General features: G+C 43.3%; 17 protein-coding genes. All 17 read left to right on the top strand.

The annotated features are described in order from the left end of the window. The first annotated feature begins 1 nt into the window (after position 1). The 17 genes from A6J60_RS02895 (at position 2) to A6J60_RS02815 (ending at position 15,791) form a co-directional block, all read left to right on the top strand. Complete coding sequence (locus tag A6J60_RS02895; RefSeq protein WP_096064654.1) at positions 2-577, top strand: DUF3486 family protein; 576 nt, start codon at positions 2-4, stop codon at positions 575-577. After that, positions 570-2,207 (top strand): terminase large subunit domain-containing protein, encoded by a 1,638-nt coding sequence (locus A6J60_RS02890; RefSeq protein WP_096064653.1) that lies wholly within the window; start codon positions 570-572, stop codon positions 2,205-2,207. The genes A6J60_RS02895 and A6J60_RS02890 overlap by 8 nt, the downstream gene beginning before the upstream one ends. Beyond that, entirely contained in the window at positions 2,204-3,706 is a 1,503-nt protein-coding gene (locus A6J60_RS02885) for a DUF935 domain-containing protein (protein ID WP_096064652.1), read from the top strand. The genes A6J60_RS02890 and A6J60_RS02885 overlap by 4 nt, the downstream gene beginning before the upstream one ends. Beyond that, the gene (locus A6J60_RS02880) at positions 3,706-5,025 is read left to right on the top strand and encodes a phage minor head protein (protein WP_096064202.1); all 1,320 of its coding nucleotides are present in this window, start codon (positions 3,706-3,708) and stop codon (positions 5,023-5,025) included. Before A6J60_RS02885 ends, A6J60_RS02880 begins: the two co-directional genes overlap by 1 nt. Positions 5,026-5,261: 236 nt before the next feature. Next, positions 5,262-6,230, top strand: a complete 969-nt coding sequence (locus A6J60_RS02875; RefSeq protein WP_096064203.1) for a phage protease — start codon at positions 5,262-5,264, stop codon at positions 6,228-6,230. Between the two features lie 73 nt (positions 6,231-6,303). Continuing rightward, positions 6,304-7,215 (top strand): Mu-like prophage major head subunit gpT family protein, encoded by a 912-nt coding sequence (locus tag A6J60_RS02870; protein ID WP_096064651.1) that lies wholly within the window; start codon positions 6,304-6,306, stop codon positions 7,213-7,215. 105 nt (positions 7,216-7,320) lie between these two features. Continuing rightward, positions 7,321-7,791, top strand: a complete 471-nt coding sequence (locus tag A6J60_RS02865) for a hypothetical protein (protein ID WP_096064205.1) — start codon at positions 7,321-7,323, stop codon at positions 7,789-7,791. Beyond that, positions 7,788-8,243 (top strand): gp436 family protein, encoded by a 456-nt coding sequence (locus tag A6J60_RS02860; RefSeq protein WP_096064206.1) that lies wholly within the window; start codon positions 7,788-7,790, stop codon positions 8,241-8,243. Before A6J60_RS02865 ends, A6J60_RS02860 begins: the two co-directional genes overlap by 4 nt. Before the next feature lie 25 nt (positions 8,244-8,268). Continuing rightward, positions 8,269-8,523, top strand: a complete 255-nt coding sequence (locus A6J60_RS02855; protein ID WP_096064207.1) for a hypothetical protein — start codon at positions 8,269-8,271, stop codon at positions 8,521-8,523. Positions 8,524-8,604: 81 nt separating this feature from the next. Further along, on the top strand, positions 8,605-9,024 hold the full coding sequence (locus tag A6J60_RS02850; protein ID WP_096064208.1) for a phage virion morphogenesis protein: 420 nt from the start codon (positions 8,605-8,607) through the stop codon (positions 9,022-9,024). After that, the gene (locus tag A6J60_RS02845) at positions 9,014-9,454 is read left to right on the top strand and encodes a hypothetical protein (RefSeq protein WP_096064209.1); all 441 of its coding nucleotides are present in this window, start codon (positions 9,014-9,016) and stop codon (positions 9,452-9,454) included. Before A6J60_RS02850 ends, A6J60_RS02845 begins: the two co-directional genes overlap by 11 nt. An 8-nt stretch (positions 9,455-9,462) precedes the next feature. After that, positions 9,463-10,398, top strand: coding sequence for a hypothetical protein (locus A6J60_RS02840; RefSeq protein ID WP_127891419.1), 936 nt, complete (start codon positions 9,463-9,465; stop codon positions 10,396-10,398). Between the two features lie 75 nt (positions 10,399-10,473). Continuing rightward, the gene (locus A6J60_RS02835) at positions 10,474-10,854 is read left to right on the top strand and encodes a hypothetical protein (protein WP_096064211.1); all 381 of its coding nucleotides are present in this window, start codon (positions 10,474-10,476) and stop codon (positions 10,852-10,854) included. An 8-nt stretch (positions 10,855-10,862) separates the two neighbouring features. Then, positions 10,863-11,207 carry a hypothetical protein gene (locus A6J60_RS02830; RefSeq protein WP_096064650.1) on the top strand — a complete coding sequence of 115 codons (345 nt, stop codon included), beginning with the start codon at positions 10,863-10,865 and terminating at the stop codon, positions 11,205-11,207. A gap of 86 nt (positions 11,208-11,293) precedes the next feature. After that, positions 11,294-14,683 (top strand): phage tail tape measure C-terminal domain-containing protein, encoded by a 3,390-nt coding sequence (locus tag A6J60_RS02825; protein WP_096064649.1) that lies wholly within the window; start codon positions 11,294-11,296, stop codon positions 14,681-14,683. Positions 14,684-14,751: 68 nt separating this feature from the next. Beyond that, entirely contained in the window at positions 14,752-15,339 is a 588-nt protein-coding gene (locus A6J60_RS02820) for a hypothetical protein (protein WP_096064648.1), read from the top strand. Positions 15,340-15,461: 122 nt separating this feature from the next. Beyond that, on the top strand, positions 15,462-15,791 hold the full coding sequence (locus tag A6J60_RS02815; RefSeq protein WP_096064647.1) for a phage tail protein: 330 nt from the start codon (positions 15,462-15,464) through the stop codon (positions 15,789-15,791). Positions 15,792-15,807: the final 16 nt, after the last annotated feature.

The raw sequence follows: 15,807 nt of genomic DNA, 5'->3' as shown, positions 1-15,807 counted from the left end.
TATGACTGACAAGACACGAGGACGTGCAAGCAAAGTGGATCTACTCCCTAGTGACATCAAAAGCCAACTAACGCTGATGCTACGTGATAAAAAGCTATCACAGGCCAAGATATTATCTGAGATAAATCAGCTCATCTTGGACGCCGGTCTTGATGAGGAACACTGCTTAAGTCGTAGCGGGCTTAATCGCTTTAGCACTCGTATGGAGCAAATGTCTGCCCGTATTCGTGAAAGCCGTGAGATGGCAGAGATTTGGACTAAGCAGTTTGGTGAAGCACCGCAAAGCGATGTGGGCAAAATGCTGATGGAGTTTATCAAGCAGCTGGCTTTTGAAACCACAATGACCGTGGGTGAAAGTGAAGACGGCGTTGATATCAAAGCACTTAACCAGTTAGCCCTTGTGGTACAGCGTGTTGAGCAAGCTGAAACCAGTAGCTTTAAGCGTGAGCAAGCGATACGTAAGGAGATCGCCACACTTGCCGCCGATACCGCCGAGCAAGCCGTATCAGAAGCTGGATTGTCTGCTGATACAGTCAAGATGATTAAACATCAAATTCTTGGTATCGCTAATGACTAATGCCGTTAATGAGCGCCCACTTAATCAGCTGTCTAATGAGTGTCAAAACTTTTTAGATAGCTTTAGTGCGTTTAATAAAAATGATGTTTTGTTGGGCTATCAAAAACGCTGGATAGCCGATGATAGCCAAATCAAGGTTGGCGAAAAATCACGCCGTATTGGCTTGACCTGGGCGGAAGCTGCGGACAATGCGCTTGATGCCAGTATGAGCCGTACAGCGGGCGGTTGTGACACGTTCTATATTGGCTCAAATAAAGAGATGGCGCGCGAATATATTGACGCCGTCGCTATGTGGGCCAAGGCTTACGGTTATGCTGCAAGTGAAACACAGGAAGATGTGTTTAACGATGAAGACAAAGACATTCAGGTCTTTGTTATTTACTTTGCGTCAGGCTTTAAAGTTAAAGCCTTATCATCCAGTCCAAAAAACCTGCGTGGTATGCAAGGTAACGTGGTCATTGATGAGGCGGCATTCCACGACCGCTTTGCTGAAGTATTAAAGGCTGCAATGGCCTTAACTATGTGGGGCAGTAAAGTCCGCATTATCTCTACGCACAATGGCGATGACAGTCCTTTTAATGAGTACATTAAAGATTGCCGATCTGGTAAAAAGCGTGGCTCTGTACACACTATCACCATTGAAGATGCTTGCCGTGATGGCTTGTATCAGCGTATTTGTCAGGTGCTGGGTAAATGCCAAGTCACTGGCGGTGAATACACGATTGAGGGCGAGCGTCAGTGGATACAAAACTTGCTGAACGATACCGAAAGTGAAGAAGACGCTCAAGAAGAATATATGTGTGTGCCCAAGCATGGCTCTGGTAACTGGCTGACCCGTGCCATGATTGAAAAGAATATGGATAAAGGCACGCCTGTTATTAGTCTTATTAAAACAGATGACTTTAGCTTGGTTGATGAGCATATCAGACGTAGCGAAATACAAGACTGGTGTGAAGAACATTTAAAGCCCCTTTTAGACGGCTTAAATCCTAATTTAAAGCACTATGTCGGTGAAGACTTTGCCCGTAGTAGTAACCTGACTTCACTGAGCGTGGGAGCTGAACAACATAACTTGGACTTGGAAGTACAGTTTATTGTTGAGCTTGGCAAGATGCCCTACAAGCAACAAGAACAAATCATCGTTGATTATATTTTAAAGCGACTGCCTAACTTTGCGGGCGGTGCATTTGATGCCCGAGGCAACGGCGGGTATTTGGCTGAAGCAGCAGCAGATGAGTTTGGACGCTGGGATGAAAAAAAGCAAACTGGTCTGATTGATGAGGTCATCTTTAGTGACCCGTGGTATAGAAACAATACCCCGCCTTTAAAATCTGCATTAGAAGATGGTACGTTTAAGAAGATACCTAAAACAGATCGAGTGCTGGCGGATTTACGGGCATTTAGAGTGGTTAGAGGTATACCAAAGATACCCACTGCGACGGCTAGTGAAGACAGACAAGGCATCAAACGCCATGCTGATACTGCCATATCGTTATTACTGCTACGTCATGCACAGTTTACTATTGAAGCCAAGGTGCGTGAATACGGCTATGAGAGCGTTAAAAACGACACTATTGATCAAGATGATGACAACACCGAATTTTATGGATTTAAGCGAGGCGTGCTGTGAAAGAAATTGAGCCAACCAGCAAAAAAGGCAAAAGAATATTAGAGCAAGAGATTGCGACAGCATCCATGACTGGTGTGCGCCGTGCTTGGAATGATGACAGCATAGCCAAGGGGTTAAATCCTGTTAAGCTTGCCAATGTACTAGCGGCTGCTAACCAAGGTGATATATACGACTACCTAACGCTTGCCGAAGAAATGGAAGAGCGTGAGCCACACTATGGCAGTGTGATTCGCACTCGTAAGCTGGCAATTGAGGGATTAGATAGACACGTTGAGCCTGGCAGTGATGACGAATTAGGACAAAAGATTGCTGATGATATCAATAACTTGGTGCAGTCAGCTGAATTTGATGACCTAATCAGTGCGTTAGTTGATGGGCTTGGCAAAGGCTTTGCTGCGTGTGAAGTAATGTGGCAGAGCTTTAAGCCAACAGAATATAAATGGTGCGACCCTCGTTATTTTACTTATGCAGCTGACGATGCATATACACTCAGGCTACGCAATGAGGACGGCACGGCAGGTCAGCATCTGCCTGCTTATAAGTTTGTGGTGCATCAACCCAAGCTAAAAGCGGGTGTGCCCATCCGTGGTGGCCTTGCACGCATGGCAGCACTTAGCTATATGTGTAAAACCTATGCCCTAACAGACTGGATGGCGTTCTGCGAGGTCTTTGGTATGCCCATCCGTGTGGGCAAATACGGCAATGGCGCATCGGATCAAGACAAAACCATCTTAAAGCGTGCTGTGGCAAATATTGGTACAGATGCGGCGGCCATTATACCTGAGAGTATGCAGCTGGAGTTTATCCAAGCCGCAAGCTCAACGGGTGGCGAAAGTCTGTTTGAGAATCTAGCAAACTGGCTGGACAAGCAAATCAGCAAAGCCGTGCTTGGGCAGACGATGACGGCTGATGATGGCAGCAGCAATGCTCAGTCACAAGTACACAACGAAGTGCGCTTGGACTTGCTCAAAGCTGATGCTAAGCAATTGGCGGCTACGATTAATCAGCAACTGATTAAGCCGTACATTGACTTTAACTATGGCGTACAAGAGGTCTACCCGAAATTTGTCCTGCACGTACCAGAACCTGAGGACATTGCAGGGCTGGTTGATGGTCTATCAAAGCTGATACCACTGGGGCTTAAAGTGCCACAGAACTTTGTTCGTGACAAACTTGGCATCCCTGATCCACAAGAGGATGAGGAGTTGCTGGTAGCACCAACGGCTCAAGGCATCATGCCTAATCAGATGCCCCCTCTAAACAGTACAACACAGTTAAACACGGCTAATCCTGCTTTGGATATTGAAGATGACGATGATTTAGACGGCTTTATCAATGTGACCGAGCAATCTATTAAAGCGTTGGTCACACAGCTACAAAGCGCAAATAGCTTTGATGAGATGCTAACTCTTCTTAATGACGCTCAATTAAACACCAGTGATATTGCGGATGCGTTGGCATTGGCTGGCATTAAGGCTTTTGCTGATGGGGTTAAATAATGGCGGACAAACTTTTAGATGACGAACCCAAAGTTATACCTCATGAGGCCATTGCTTATATTAAGAGTAAAAAGCTGGCAACCAGCTATAACTGGTCAGAGATATACGCACAACAGCATGCCTCAAAGTTTACGGTTGCTAAGATTATGGAGATGGATGTATTAGATGACATCCATCAATCTGTAATTGAAGCCGTTGCTGAAGGACAAAGTTTTTACACATTTAAAAAAGGCATACTTAATCGACTTGGTGAGTCTGGCTGGGGTAACTTTGAGCAAGCAGATGAGGTAACTGGCGAAAAAATAACCCGATTGTCAAACCGTCGATTAAGAAAGGTCTACAGCGTTAATAAAACTCAGTCTTATCACACAGGCTCTTGGCATCGGTTTGAGACTAACAAAGCCACTCACCCTTACTTACGCTATCGCCTTGGGCCAAGCAAAGAACATAGACTTGAACACAAAGGGTTTGAGAGCTTGGTATTGCATGTTGATGACCCGTTCTGGCAAACACATATGCCTATGAATGGCTGGGGCTGTAAGTGCTGGGTGCAAAGCCTAACTGCTGAAAAAGCGGAGAAAATGGGTATCAGCAAATCACCCGAGGTTGAATTGCATGACTGGGTGAATAAATCAACTGGTCGTATTCATAAAGTGCCCAAGGGTATTGATCCAGGATTTGAATATAATGTCGGTAAGCATCACGAACATAAAGCGCTTGAGATGGTGACAGATAAGCTGTCACAGGTCGTGACGCAAAACCCAGGCTTAGCCAATGCCACCATGACAGCCTTGCTTAATGATACAGCTCAAAAAGCGATGATAGCTAAAGTGGTACATGACATGGTTACTGATATTGCTGAGAATAAGCGTGCTTATGGCAATACGCTGGCAGTTGGCACTATAAAAGATGAGGTTGTTGATAAGCTTGAGCAACTGGGTAAAGCGCCATACCATCGCATTATTGCCGTACGAGATGTGGATATATTGCATGGTTTAAGAGATAGTAAGCAGAAATTAGATAAGCATTTAGATATAGAGTTCTGGCAAAACTTACCAATCGAGCTACAAAACCCTACTGCAATTTTATTACAGAGTAAAGAGCAACAACGGCAAAAGAATGCACTTGATACATTAGTGTTTGTTTACGCTCAACAAAATGGAAAGCTACTCGTTAAAGTTGATTATGCTGTCAAAACAAAAGATACCAATGGCGAGAAAAAACAAATTTTATTGAATTTGGTAAAAACAGGGTCGGCGTTATCTAAGGATGAGCTATCTACTTTAAGGGCGTTTGAACTACTGTGGGGGGAGTTATAAGAAAAGATGGCGTTTTTATGTTGGGTTGGATTTGAACCAACGTCACTTGCTAACCTATTTTTGTAATACCGCCATCATAATACTACAAAACCACAGTTAACAATCCCTTCTACCTGAATTGGGCTCTACAACATAAAAACTAACTAATATTATACGCCAAACCCCACTCCTATCAAGTAAAAATCAGTAAACCACTTTAATAATACCCTCCTTGACATATTGCTAATCTAAGCAATATGAAAACACCTCTATATACCACGCTTAACAATACCAATCAAAGTCAAAGTGACGTTATCACTGCACTTTGCCGTAGCTTGCCGTCTGACTCTAATACAGACAGCGGGCTATGGTTGCCGCTTATTCCCATTGGTAAGTTTAGTGGACGTGATGGACGTAGCTGGAACAACAGCGACCCTGAAGCGGTCATTAAAAACACCACCCTGCCGTTTATCTTAGATATCGACCATGCCAGTGAAACCACACCAAACACTGAAGCTAGCGGCTGGATAACTCAGCTTAAGATTGAGAACAACCATATCTTGGGATTGCTTGAGCTCAATGGTCTTGGCAAACAAGTCATAGCCGATAAGCGTTATAAATTCTACAGCCCCGCCTTTAACGTCACCAAAGATGGCGTGGTACATGCACTAGCTAGTGTCGGCTTGACCAACAAGCCGAACTTAAATGTACCCGCCCTAAATAATGCAACCACCAACCCAACGCAAAAGGACACTCCTATGGATCCAGAATTATTAAAAGCCCTTGGCTTACCTGAGGATGCTGATCAAGCAGCAGTGCTTGACGCTATCAAAGCATTAAAAGCTGCTAAGTCAGAAAAAGAGCCACAAACGCCTGATTTAAATAGCTTTGTGCCGCAAGCAACCCACACTCAAGTGGTCACTGAGCTTAATACTGCTAAACAACAGCTTGCAGACATGAAAGCTGCAAAGCATCAAGAAGCAGTAGAGACGGCCATTAACACGGCTATTGTAGATAAAAAGATTGCCCCTGCTGATAAAGAGTTTTACACAAAATGTTGCTCAACTGAGCAAGGCTTGGCTGACTTTAATAAGTTTGTATCAACCAAAGCAGCAATTATTGGCGACAGTAACTTACCAAATACATCACCCAAAGATGACAAAAGCACAGAGCTAAACAGTGCGCAACAAGCAGTCCTGGCTCAAATGGGTGTTGTCTTAGATTAAGCAACACCTGCTTTAACACTTTATTAATCAGTAAATTTATTCAAGTAAATCATAAAACATAAGGAACAAGCTCATGGCTTTAGTTAATGCTGCAACGCTATCAGCACTCAATACGGCGATTAAACAGACATTCCAAAAAGGTTTGGACAGTGTTGAACCTGAATACACCCAGATTGCGACCGTCGTACCCTCTAGCACTGCCAGCAACACTTACGGATGGCTGGGTGAAATGCCGGACATGCGGGAATGGATCGGTGAACGTGTGCTAAATGATATTAAAACGCACGGTTACACCATTGTTAATAAGCTGTATGAATCAACGATTGCGGTGAAACGTACTGATATCGAAGATGACAATCTTGGCACATTAACCCCGCTTGCAGAAGCACATGGCCGCCGTGCAATGCAACATCCAGATAAGCTGGTATTTGGTGCATTAAAAGACGGTCGCAACCAGCTGTGCTATGACGGTCAAAACTTCTTTGATACTGACCACCCTGTTTATGAAAAGCATGACGGCACGGGCTCTGCCACAACTGTATCAAACCTTGACTACGATTCTGACTCTGGTGAACCAGCGTGGTATTTGCTAGATACCAGCAACATCATCAAGCCAATCATCTTTCAGAAGCGTAAAGACGTTGAGTTGACAAGCATGACCAAGCTGGATGATGAGTCAGTATTTATGCAAGACATCTTCCGTTGGGGCGCTCGAGCACGTCATAACGTCGGCTATGGCTTTTGGCAAATGGCGTATATGTCAAATAAACCATTAACTAGCGACAATCTAAACGCTGCCATTGCACATATGCAGTCACAAAAGGCTGACGGTGGCCGTGAGCTTGATATTAAGCCTACTTTGCTAGTTGTCCCACCATCACTACGAGCCAAAGCGCTTGAGCTCGTAAAAGCGGAACGCTTGGCGAATGGTCAGACCAACATCAACAAAGATGTGGTTGATGTGTTAGTCACTCAGCGAGTGTAACCAATCTTTTAATGTAACGATTTAACACCAAGCTGGGCTAAAACGCCCAGCCCTTAAATCACATAACTTAATAACTTAGCTTTATAAAAATCAAAGGATATAACCATGAGTAACAAAGTTTTAGTATCAGTGATGGCAGCCGGTTGCCTAAGTCGATTTCGTAATGGCATGCAATTCACAAAGACACCAAGAGATATTGAGGTTACGCAAAGCGAGCTGGCAGCGCTTGAAGCCGATAGTTATCTTAAAGTTAAGGTGCTCTCCGATGATGCTGATATCAAAAATGCAAGCGGTTCATTGGGCGTTGATGAAGATATCGCAGCAGATTCAGGTGCTGATACGGCTCAAAGCGATGATGCAGGTGCAAATGCTACTGAAAGCGATGATGATTCAGAGGCATCTGTTGAGCGTTTAGCTGTCATCACTGAGTCAATGCGTGGCTTAAATCTTGATATGACAGCAGATAAGCCAACTGTCAAAGAGCTTAAAGATGCTGGTCTTGATGTGAGCGCAAAAGAGCGTGATCACGCTTGGGATGTGCTTGTTGCCGAATATACCGAGAGTATCCCAGAATGAGCTATGCCGCTGTCACAGATCTAGAATTGCGCTTGGGCACGCAGACAGTTATTGAACTGACTAACCCGAAGCGCCGTGCTGACAGCATTAATACGCCAGTTGCTGATGCAGCTATTGCAGATGCCACTGGCATTATTGATAGCTATATCGGTCAGCGTGTGAGCCTGCCGCTTGATATCGTACCTGCTTTAGTTAAGACGCTGGCTATTGATTTAGCTGTGTACTATCTAAAGGTCAAGCTTGGTAATACAGGCAATGCGGATAACGCTACTACTAAGCTATACGATGATGCCATCAAGCATCTTGAGCGATTTGCCAAGGGCGACACCAGTCTTGGCTTAGCTATTCCTGAAGATAATGGTGATGATGACGCCAATCAAACCAGTGATCATGCAGACATTAGCAGTGAGCCACGGCAGTTTACTCGTAATAAGATGGGTCGTTTAACTTAGCATAAAAATATTAAGAGGTTGGGTTATGTACGCATCTGATGAACAAAAAAGCGCCCAGCAAGCGATAAAAGATTTTAATGAAGTTATTCGTCCTATTATTGCTAATCTAAGTTTAGAAAATGAAAAAAAAGGCTATGCAAAAGCTTTGTTTATATTAGCTTGTCATGAGCTAGCAGCTGCAACTGGTGATAAATTCGAATTTACAGTCGATTTTTTAACTAGCGCTGCTAAAAGCTATTTTGAAGATCATGCTTCTCAGACGCCCTCTGAGCCGTCGTAAAGATAAAAAGCGGTCATAGCACCATAATTAAGTTTTGAACAAATTTAAAAAGGGTTTAAAGCGATTTAAAAAGGGTTTGATGTGAGTACAGCGATAACATGGCAAGGCTTGGCTGATTGTAGAGCGCTTTTTGCAAGATTGCGTGAGCAGACTGACGACTTGACCCCAATACTCGACACCATTGGTCATGAGCTCACTGAAAGTACAAAAGAGCGTATCGCTGATGAAAAGAAAACGCCTGAAGGCACAGCGTGGAAACCTCTCACTGAAAAGTACGCCAGATATAAAAGCCGAAAATCAAGCGGTGGCTTACTTGTATATACAGGCATGTTATTGCAATCAATTACATACAACGTGCCTACTCAACGCAAAGTAGTGGTTGGTGCAACTGAAGAATATGCTAAATATGTCCAAGCAGAACGTCCATTTTTGGGGATTAGTAATGATGACAGCAACGCCATTATCAAGCACATTAAGCGAGCATTAAGAGATGCAAATTAGACAACAAATCGCCCAGCGTATCAATGACTATGACCAAGCTCATGACCAGTTATTTATTGAGGTTGCTGACAGCGGGCAACTTGATGAGGTGCTAAGAAACCGAAGTACAACTGAAGCTTGTTATGTCATCAAATTGGAAACGCAAGCGCAAAGCCAAAGCGAATACTATCAAGCCGTTACGGAGCGTTATCAGATTATTACTATTTGCAGTAACTACACAGATAGCTATGGTGCAGCGGTTGGTGAACGTGCGGAAGCCATGCAAGATACGGTGTTTAACGCTATTAGTGGCTTTATTTGTACTAAAAAAGGTGACACCACTGACCCGCTCAAGTTTGTCACTGGCGGACTGGTCGATCTAAAAGACAGCTTGCACGTGTGGGCGGACATATATGAGCTGGGCTATACCCAACAAATTAATCAGCAATAAAGGAGTAAATGATGCCACAAGTTGCATTAAGTCGTAAATTCAAGAAAAAGCTATTGCTATGGGGTATTGGTGACCTCGCCGCTAACGAGCTGACACCCGTTGAAACTAAGGATGTCGATATTAGCTTTGAAGGTGACACCATCGAGCAAGAAAAAGACGGTGAAAGCTGGGGTGCTAACAAGAAGTTTCGTACAACAGATAAGGTCAAAATCACAGGTAAAGTCGCATTTGCAGCAAGTGGCACCGCCGGTACCGCCCCTGCTTATCGTGACTTGTTCTTGATGGCTGGGCATAGTGAAACTGTATCAGAAGAAGGAAGTACAGTCACTTATACGCCTGAAACCACAGACACCAATCATGGCACCGTGGCGTTTTTACTCGATGGGCAGTTTCACATTGGCAAAAAGGCCCAAGCTGAAGTCAAACTATCAGCGAACAGTGGCGAACTTGGCTACTGGGAGTTTGAAATTAGCATGGTAGGCGGTACTGTGCCAATCGAAAAACCGAGCGACTTAAATACAATCGTTGAAGGTTATAAAACACCAAAAGCGGTTAACTTCGCTAACACGCCTGTATTTAAGCTGGGTAATAAAGACTATGCCATGAAAAGCTTCAGCCACACCACAGGCAATGAGGTGACCTCGCTTGATATGGTCAACCACCAATCATCCATGATTAGTGACCGCAAACCTGTGGTTTCTATTACCGTTGGTGCGCCGCAATTAAGCGAGATTAACTTATATCAAAAAGCCTGGGACGGTGAAGAAATGCCATTGGTGCTTGAGCACGGCACCACGGCCGGTCAGAAAATCAAACTGGACTATCCAGCGGTAGCTTTAGATATCCCCAAAGCGACCGATATGGACGGTGCATTGGGCTACGAGATTGAGTGCAGCGTCATGCAATCAGCAAGCAAGCCACCATACACCATTGTATTTAGTTAACTCATCAATCCAACTCTAACCTAGCAGTTAACCCGTTTAACTGCTTTTAAACCCACTTAAATTAGGAATAAAACCATGTTTAAACTTAGCGATGTCACCGATACCTATCCTTGGACAGTAACTATTAAGATGCCACATAACGGCAGTTATAAAAAGACAACTGTAAAAGTGGACTTTAACCGTTTACCACATGATGAACGTATGCGTTTAATGGAGCGTATCCAAACAACGCAAGACGTTGAAAGCGTAGAAGAAGTTGAAAACGACTTCTTTGATAAGGTCTTTGCTGGTTGGCATGCAGGTCAAGTGAAAGATGAGAATGGTGACGACTTAGAAGTTACTGACGATACTAAACGCCAAGTGCTGACTATTTCAGAGTTTCGCCAAGCTGTTATTGATGGCTACTTTGACAGTGTGGCTGGTGACAAGCTAAAGCAAAAAAACTCCATGCGCTAGGTAGTCATGTGGCTTGTCAACGACAAGCCTATCAAGACTATTTAGCGGAGCAACAGGCCCTTGATGATGCATTTGCAGAGTTTGGCGTAGCAACCGAGCAATCCGAGTTTGAATTTGAGGTGATGACAATATGGCGTGAGTTTGAGCCGATACTGCCCTTATTCGACTACATTGTATTACAGCGCAATAGCTTTAATGGTTATGTTATGGGGGTTGATTGGATCGCAGTAGATATATTATTACGCCGTGAAGATGTCACTGTAACACCAGAGGACTTTGCAAACTTTAGATCTGCAACCGACGGCTATGTAAATAGCATTAATGAGTACTTATCAAACAGCTCTTCGTCTTAAACAGTAAACAGCTTTAATAATACTTAGAAGGCCCAGTGTTTATCTTAAACACTGGGCTTTTTGTATTTATATTAAAGGATAAGTAAATGGCTGAAGAGCTAAAGTTTGGGCTGGTCATATCTGCTGATGGTACAGCAGCAATACGGACACTTGATGACCTGGAAGATGGACTGAATGATGTTGATAATACGTCAAGACAAGCTGACAGAAGCACTAGTAATACATTTGACAGAATACGTCAACGTGCTAAGGGGCTTGGCAGTGCTTTGGCAAGTGCTGCCACAAAAGTCACCATGTTTGGTGGGGCTTTTGCAGGCGTTGTGGGTATTGTTACGAGCAGTCAATTATCTTTGGCTACAGAAATTAAGCAATTTGCACAAGTTGCTAATGTAAATGTTGAAAAGTTCCAAGAACTATCAGCAGGTGCAAAGTTGTATGGTATTGAGCAAGATAAATTGGCTGACATCTTAAAAGACACCAATGACAAAGTTGGTGACTTTATGCAAACAGGTGGCGGCGCAATGGCTGATTTTTTCGAAAAAATTGCGCCAAAGGTTGGTGTCACTAAAGAGATGTTTAAGGGATTATCTGGTAGTGATGCTTTGCAGTTGTACTATACTAGCTTAGAGAAGGCTAATGTCAGTCAAGCCGATATGGTATTTTATCTTGAGGCTATAGCCTCAGATGCCACGCTTTTACAACCACTATTAAAAAATAATGGAGCTGAGTTTGACCGTTTAGGCAAGAGTGCCAAGGATGCAGGCATGATCATGTCTGAGGTTGATATTGAAAATGCGTCAAAAATAAAAGGTTCAATTAACCAGATGACGCAAATGTTTGATGGTTTTAAAGTAGCTGCGTTTAAAGCCATGATGCCAACTCTACTTTCAATTGCTGAAGCTTTTGAAAGCAATAAAGAACAAATTATAAACTGGATTGGTGGTTTTGCTAGCAACTTATCTTTAGTGGTCAGTAAGGCTGTAATATCGTGGCAGACGCTCAAAGATGGAATCCAAGGTGTAGCCGAGTTCGCTACTAGTATGACTGAGATATTCAGAACTCCTGAAAATGCTGAAAGACTTCAATCCGTGATACAGGCAGTGAGCGATGGCTTTAATCGCTTAAAGGACTACGCATCACAGACAGGTGATGTCATCAATCAAGTAACCGACTTCTTTGCTGCTCATCAAGAGGTTATTATCCCACTGGCTAGCGGTATCGGTGCGGCTGCTGGTGCGTTTTTACTGTTTAATGGTGCAGTGGCCGCTTGGGCAGCAATCGGCACAGCGGCAACCGCTGTCACCACTGCATTTGGTATCGCTGTTGGTGTTGCGACAAGTCCTGTCACGCTGATATTGGGCGCAATCGCTGGATTAGTTGCTGTTGGAGTGTTGCTCTATCGAAACTGGGATACGATCAAAGCCAAGGCAACTGAGGTATTTAACTCATTGCCTGGGCCAGTCCAAGAAGCCTTTAGAAATATCAAGTCTGTATTTACAGGTATTAAAGACTGGGCAGGCAAAGCTTTTGATTTTCTTGCACCGTACGTCAAAGCGACGATGGATGTTGTATCAGCGTTGTTTACAGCACATTGGGCTACTATCAAAGGTATTTTTAGCACCTCATTTGATGTCATAAAAGGTGTTGTTAGTACAGGTTTTAATGTCATAAAAGCGGTATTTAGTGCGGGTATAAATATCATTGCTACCGTTTTTAATACAGGGTTTAATACGGTTAAAACGGTTGTTAAAACTGCTTTTAATGCGATTAAAGCGCTGGCAAAAGGCGATATTGAGGGCTTTAAAACAACGATTAAATCAGGGCTGGATAAGCTAAAAGGCATTGCTAAAACAGCAATCAGTCAGTTTGTTGATGCATTTGGCACTTTGGGATCTAAGCTGTTGCAGATTGGACGGGATGCTGTACAAGGTCTCATTAATGGTGTTAAGGAAAAAATCAGCGGTGCGATTGATGTTGCTCGCAATTTAGCAAGTAGTGTCAGCGATACTGTCAAAAACTTCTTTGTCATCCGATCGCCATCAAGACTATTTAAAAAGTTTGGTGAATGGCTGTCAATAGGCTTGGGCTTGGGTATTAAAGGCAAGCAAAGCGAGGCTGTACAAGCGGCGCTAAATCTGGCTCAAAATATCTATAATGCGATGAGTGGCATTAAAAAAGACATCGCTTTATTCGGCAAAAATAGTGAGTTAGCCAGCTTTGATTATGACCGTGCAAACGGTATGTATAAGGGTATCAAAGACAGCGTATTAAACAGCTATCGCAATTTAATCAAAGCAAAAGAAGATTTAATCAAACTGGATGCCGAAATAAACAAAGTAAATGAGTTTACGATTCGACAGCAAACGTCTTTAGAGCAGTATGCGTTTGAAACATCGCTGATCGGCAAGCAAGCCGATGAAGTTGAGCGCTTGCGGTTTAGTCACAACCTACTTAATCAAGCCAAACAAGATGGCAAAGATTTATCTGAGCAAGCCCAACAGCAGTTGTTGGCAACCACACAACAAATCATTGCTCAGCGTGAAGAATTGGTTGCTTTACGCACTAAGAAACAAGAAGCTGAAAAGATGGCAGACTTTACTGCTCGACAGCAATCAGCTTTAGAAAAATACGCTTTTGAAACCTCACTGATTGGCAAGCAAGCCGATGAGGTTGAACGCTTGCGCTTTGAACGTAACTTGTTAAACCAAGCGGAGCAAGCAGGTATTACTTTATCAGAACAGGCAACCCAAAAAATCATAGCACAGCGTGAAGAACTGATTGAGCTACGCAAGCAACAGCAAGCGCTACAAGATAATAACTGGGTCGATGGATTGCAGTCAGGCTTTCAAAGCTTATCTGATGGCGCTAAGAGCTTGAATGAAACTATGCAACAGGCCACGACTGGCGCCTTTAACAAAATGAGTGACAGCTTTAGTAACTTTGTGGCGACGGGCAAAGGCAGTTTTAAAGACTTAACCGCATCTATCTTACAAGATATTAGTAAGATGCTGATTAAGTTTGCTATGTTACGTGTCGCTAAAATGGCTGTGGGTATGTTTGAAGACGGTGGTGCTTTTGCTGGCAGCGGTCTGCTTGAGCTTGCTAAAGGCGGTGCGTTTAATAATCAAGGCATCCAGTACTATGCCAATGGCGACATCTTTAATAAGCCAACAGCTTTCCGGCATGCTGGTGGTCTTGGTGTCATGGGTGAAGCAGGCCCTGAAGCGGTTATGCCATTAACTCGTGGACCTAATGGCAAGCTAGGTGTACAAGTCTTTAACAGCAAACAGAATAATCAATCTGCTGGTGTTGTTAATCAAGTGAAGATTGATATACATATCAATAGTGACGGTGCTAGTGCAGACGTACAGACAACTACCCAAGACAGCAAACAACTTGCTGAGTCTTTAAAGGCAGTTGTGTTGCAAACGTTGCAGAACGAGATAAGACCAGGGGGAATGTTAGCCCCTGTCTAAATGTTTTGCAGTGATTAGTAATAACAGGGTATGATTAAAGTTTAAACGAGCACAGATAAGGTTGAGTTATGATTAAGAAAATCCTAATTGGTTTTGGTTTATTTTTACTATTTATCCTAATAATTGGCTTTTTTGCAGGTGAAGATACTACTGAAAGCCCAGAAGATAAAACGGTAGAGGCGACACCAGTAGAAATGACGGCTACAGAAACAGAAACGCCTGAAGAGGCACCTGAGCAAGTATCAGTAGAGCCAGAACCTGACATGACACCAACAGAGGTTGCACCCGTTGAAGACACCAAAACAGTAACACCACCTGCCAAAGTAGAAAAAGAAGCTAAAGAGGCTGAGACTGTAAAGCTGAAAGAAAAAAAAGCGGATGACGGCAAACTGTCTGATGCAAAAAAAGCCGAAATCATTGAGTATTTTAAGGGTAACGATGAGCCAAATGTTCTTGATGCATTATTCCCTTATGACACATTAAAGTTGGGTATGCATAATGACAGTGGTAATCGTGACGGATATGCAGAGTATGCTTGCGAAGTGCTTAAATCAGACTTCAACGTTAAACAAGTTGTTATTGTAAGAATTATTGATATTGATAAGCTTGTTAGCTCAGATAAATGGGAAACCATCGGTGAGGCAAACTGTAACTAATAAACAGTGATAACTATCTCTTAAACCCCCTTTAACCAACCGTTAAAGGGGGTTTTTAATGCCTAAAAATCAGTAAATCACTTTAATGACCTGTAAGCGACCACCCTGCTAATCTAAGTAACATGAAAACATTTACTTATGACATTGGCATACAACCCGTAGGTAGCACTGACAACGATGTCGTGATTGTGCAATTCGGTGACGGCTATGCCCAACGTCAGCCCAAAGGTCTTGCACCACGTTTAGAGCATTGGCAAGCAAGCAAAGTTGGCAATAAAGCCACTATTGATGAGATCAAAGCCTTCCTTGATGCACACACAGTAACGCCGTTTTTATGGCGTGTCACAAGTGATGAGCCTTTGCGTAAATACATAGCCAAAGATATATCACGCAGCCCACAGGGTGGCAGTAAATGGACGCTGAATTGGACGATGCAACAAGTACTAGCGTAATAACAATCACACCCCC

This window comes from Psychrobacter sp. FDAARGOS_221 (assembly GCF_002313155.2).
Lineage (GTDB): Bacteria > Pseudomonadota > Gammaproteobacteria > Pseudomonadales > Moraxellaceae > Psychrobacter.
Note: the sequence above shows the minus strand (reverse complement) of the source record. Positions and strands in the feature narration are given on the sequence as shown.

Coding starts and splice junctions, on each gene's coding strand:
- A6J60_RS02895 (WP_096064654.1), top strand. CDS start 2: ATGACTGACAAGACACGAGGACGTGCAAGCAAAGTGGATCTACTCCCT.
- A6J60_RS02890 (WP_096064653.1), top strand. CDS start 570: ATGACTAATGCCGTTAATGAGCGCCCACTTAATCAGCTGTCTAATGAG.
- A6J60_RS02880 (WP_096064202.1), top strand. CDS start 3,706: ATGGCGGACAAACTTTTAGATGACGAACCCAAAGTTATACCTCATGAG.
- A6J60_RS02875 (WP_096064203.1), top strand. CDS start 5,262: ATGAAAACACCTCTATATACCACGCTTAACAATACCAATCAAAGTCAA.
- A6J60_RS02870 (WP_096064651.1), top strand. CDS start 6,304: ATGGCTTTAGTTAATGCTGCAACGCTATCAGCACTCAATACGGCGATT.
- A6J60_RS02865 (WP_096064205.1), top strand. CDS start 7,321: ATGAGTAACAAAGTTTTAGTATCAGTGATGGCAGCCGGTTGCCTAAGT.
- A6J60_RS02860 (WP_096064206.1), top strand. CDS start 7,788: ATGAGCTATGCCGCTGTCACAGATCTAGAATTGCGCTTGGGCACGCAG.
- A6J60_RS02855 (WP_096064207.1), top strand. CDS start 8,269: ATGTACGCATCTGATGAACAAAAAAGCGCCCAGCAAGCGATAAAAGAT.
- A6J60_RS02845 (WP_096064209.1), top strand. CDS start 9,014: ATGCAAATTAGACAACAAATCGCCCAGCGTATCAATGACTATGACCAA.
- A6J60_RS02840 (WP_127891419.1), top strand. CDS start 9,463: ATGATGCCACAAGTTGCATTAAGTCGTAAATTCAAGAAAAAGCTATTG.
- A6J60_RS02835 (WP_096064211.1), top strand. CDS start 10,474: ATGTTTAAACTTAGCGATGTCACCGATACCTATCCTTGGACAGTAACT.
- A6J60_RS02825 (WP_096064649.1), top strand. CDS start 11,294: ATGGCTGAAGAGCTAAAGTTTGGGCTGGTCATATCTGCTGATGGTACA.
- A6J60_RS02820 (WP_096064648.1), top strand. CDS start 14,752: ATGATTAAGAAAATCCTAATTGGTTTTGGTTTATTTTTACTATTTATC.
- A6J60_RS02815 (WP_096064647.1), top strand. CDS start 15,462: ATGAAAACATTTACTTATGACATTGGCATACAACCCGTAGGTAGCACT.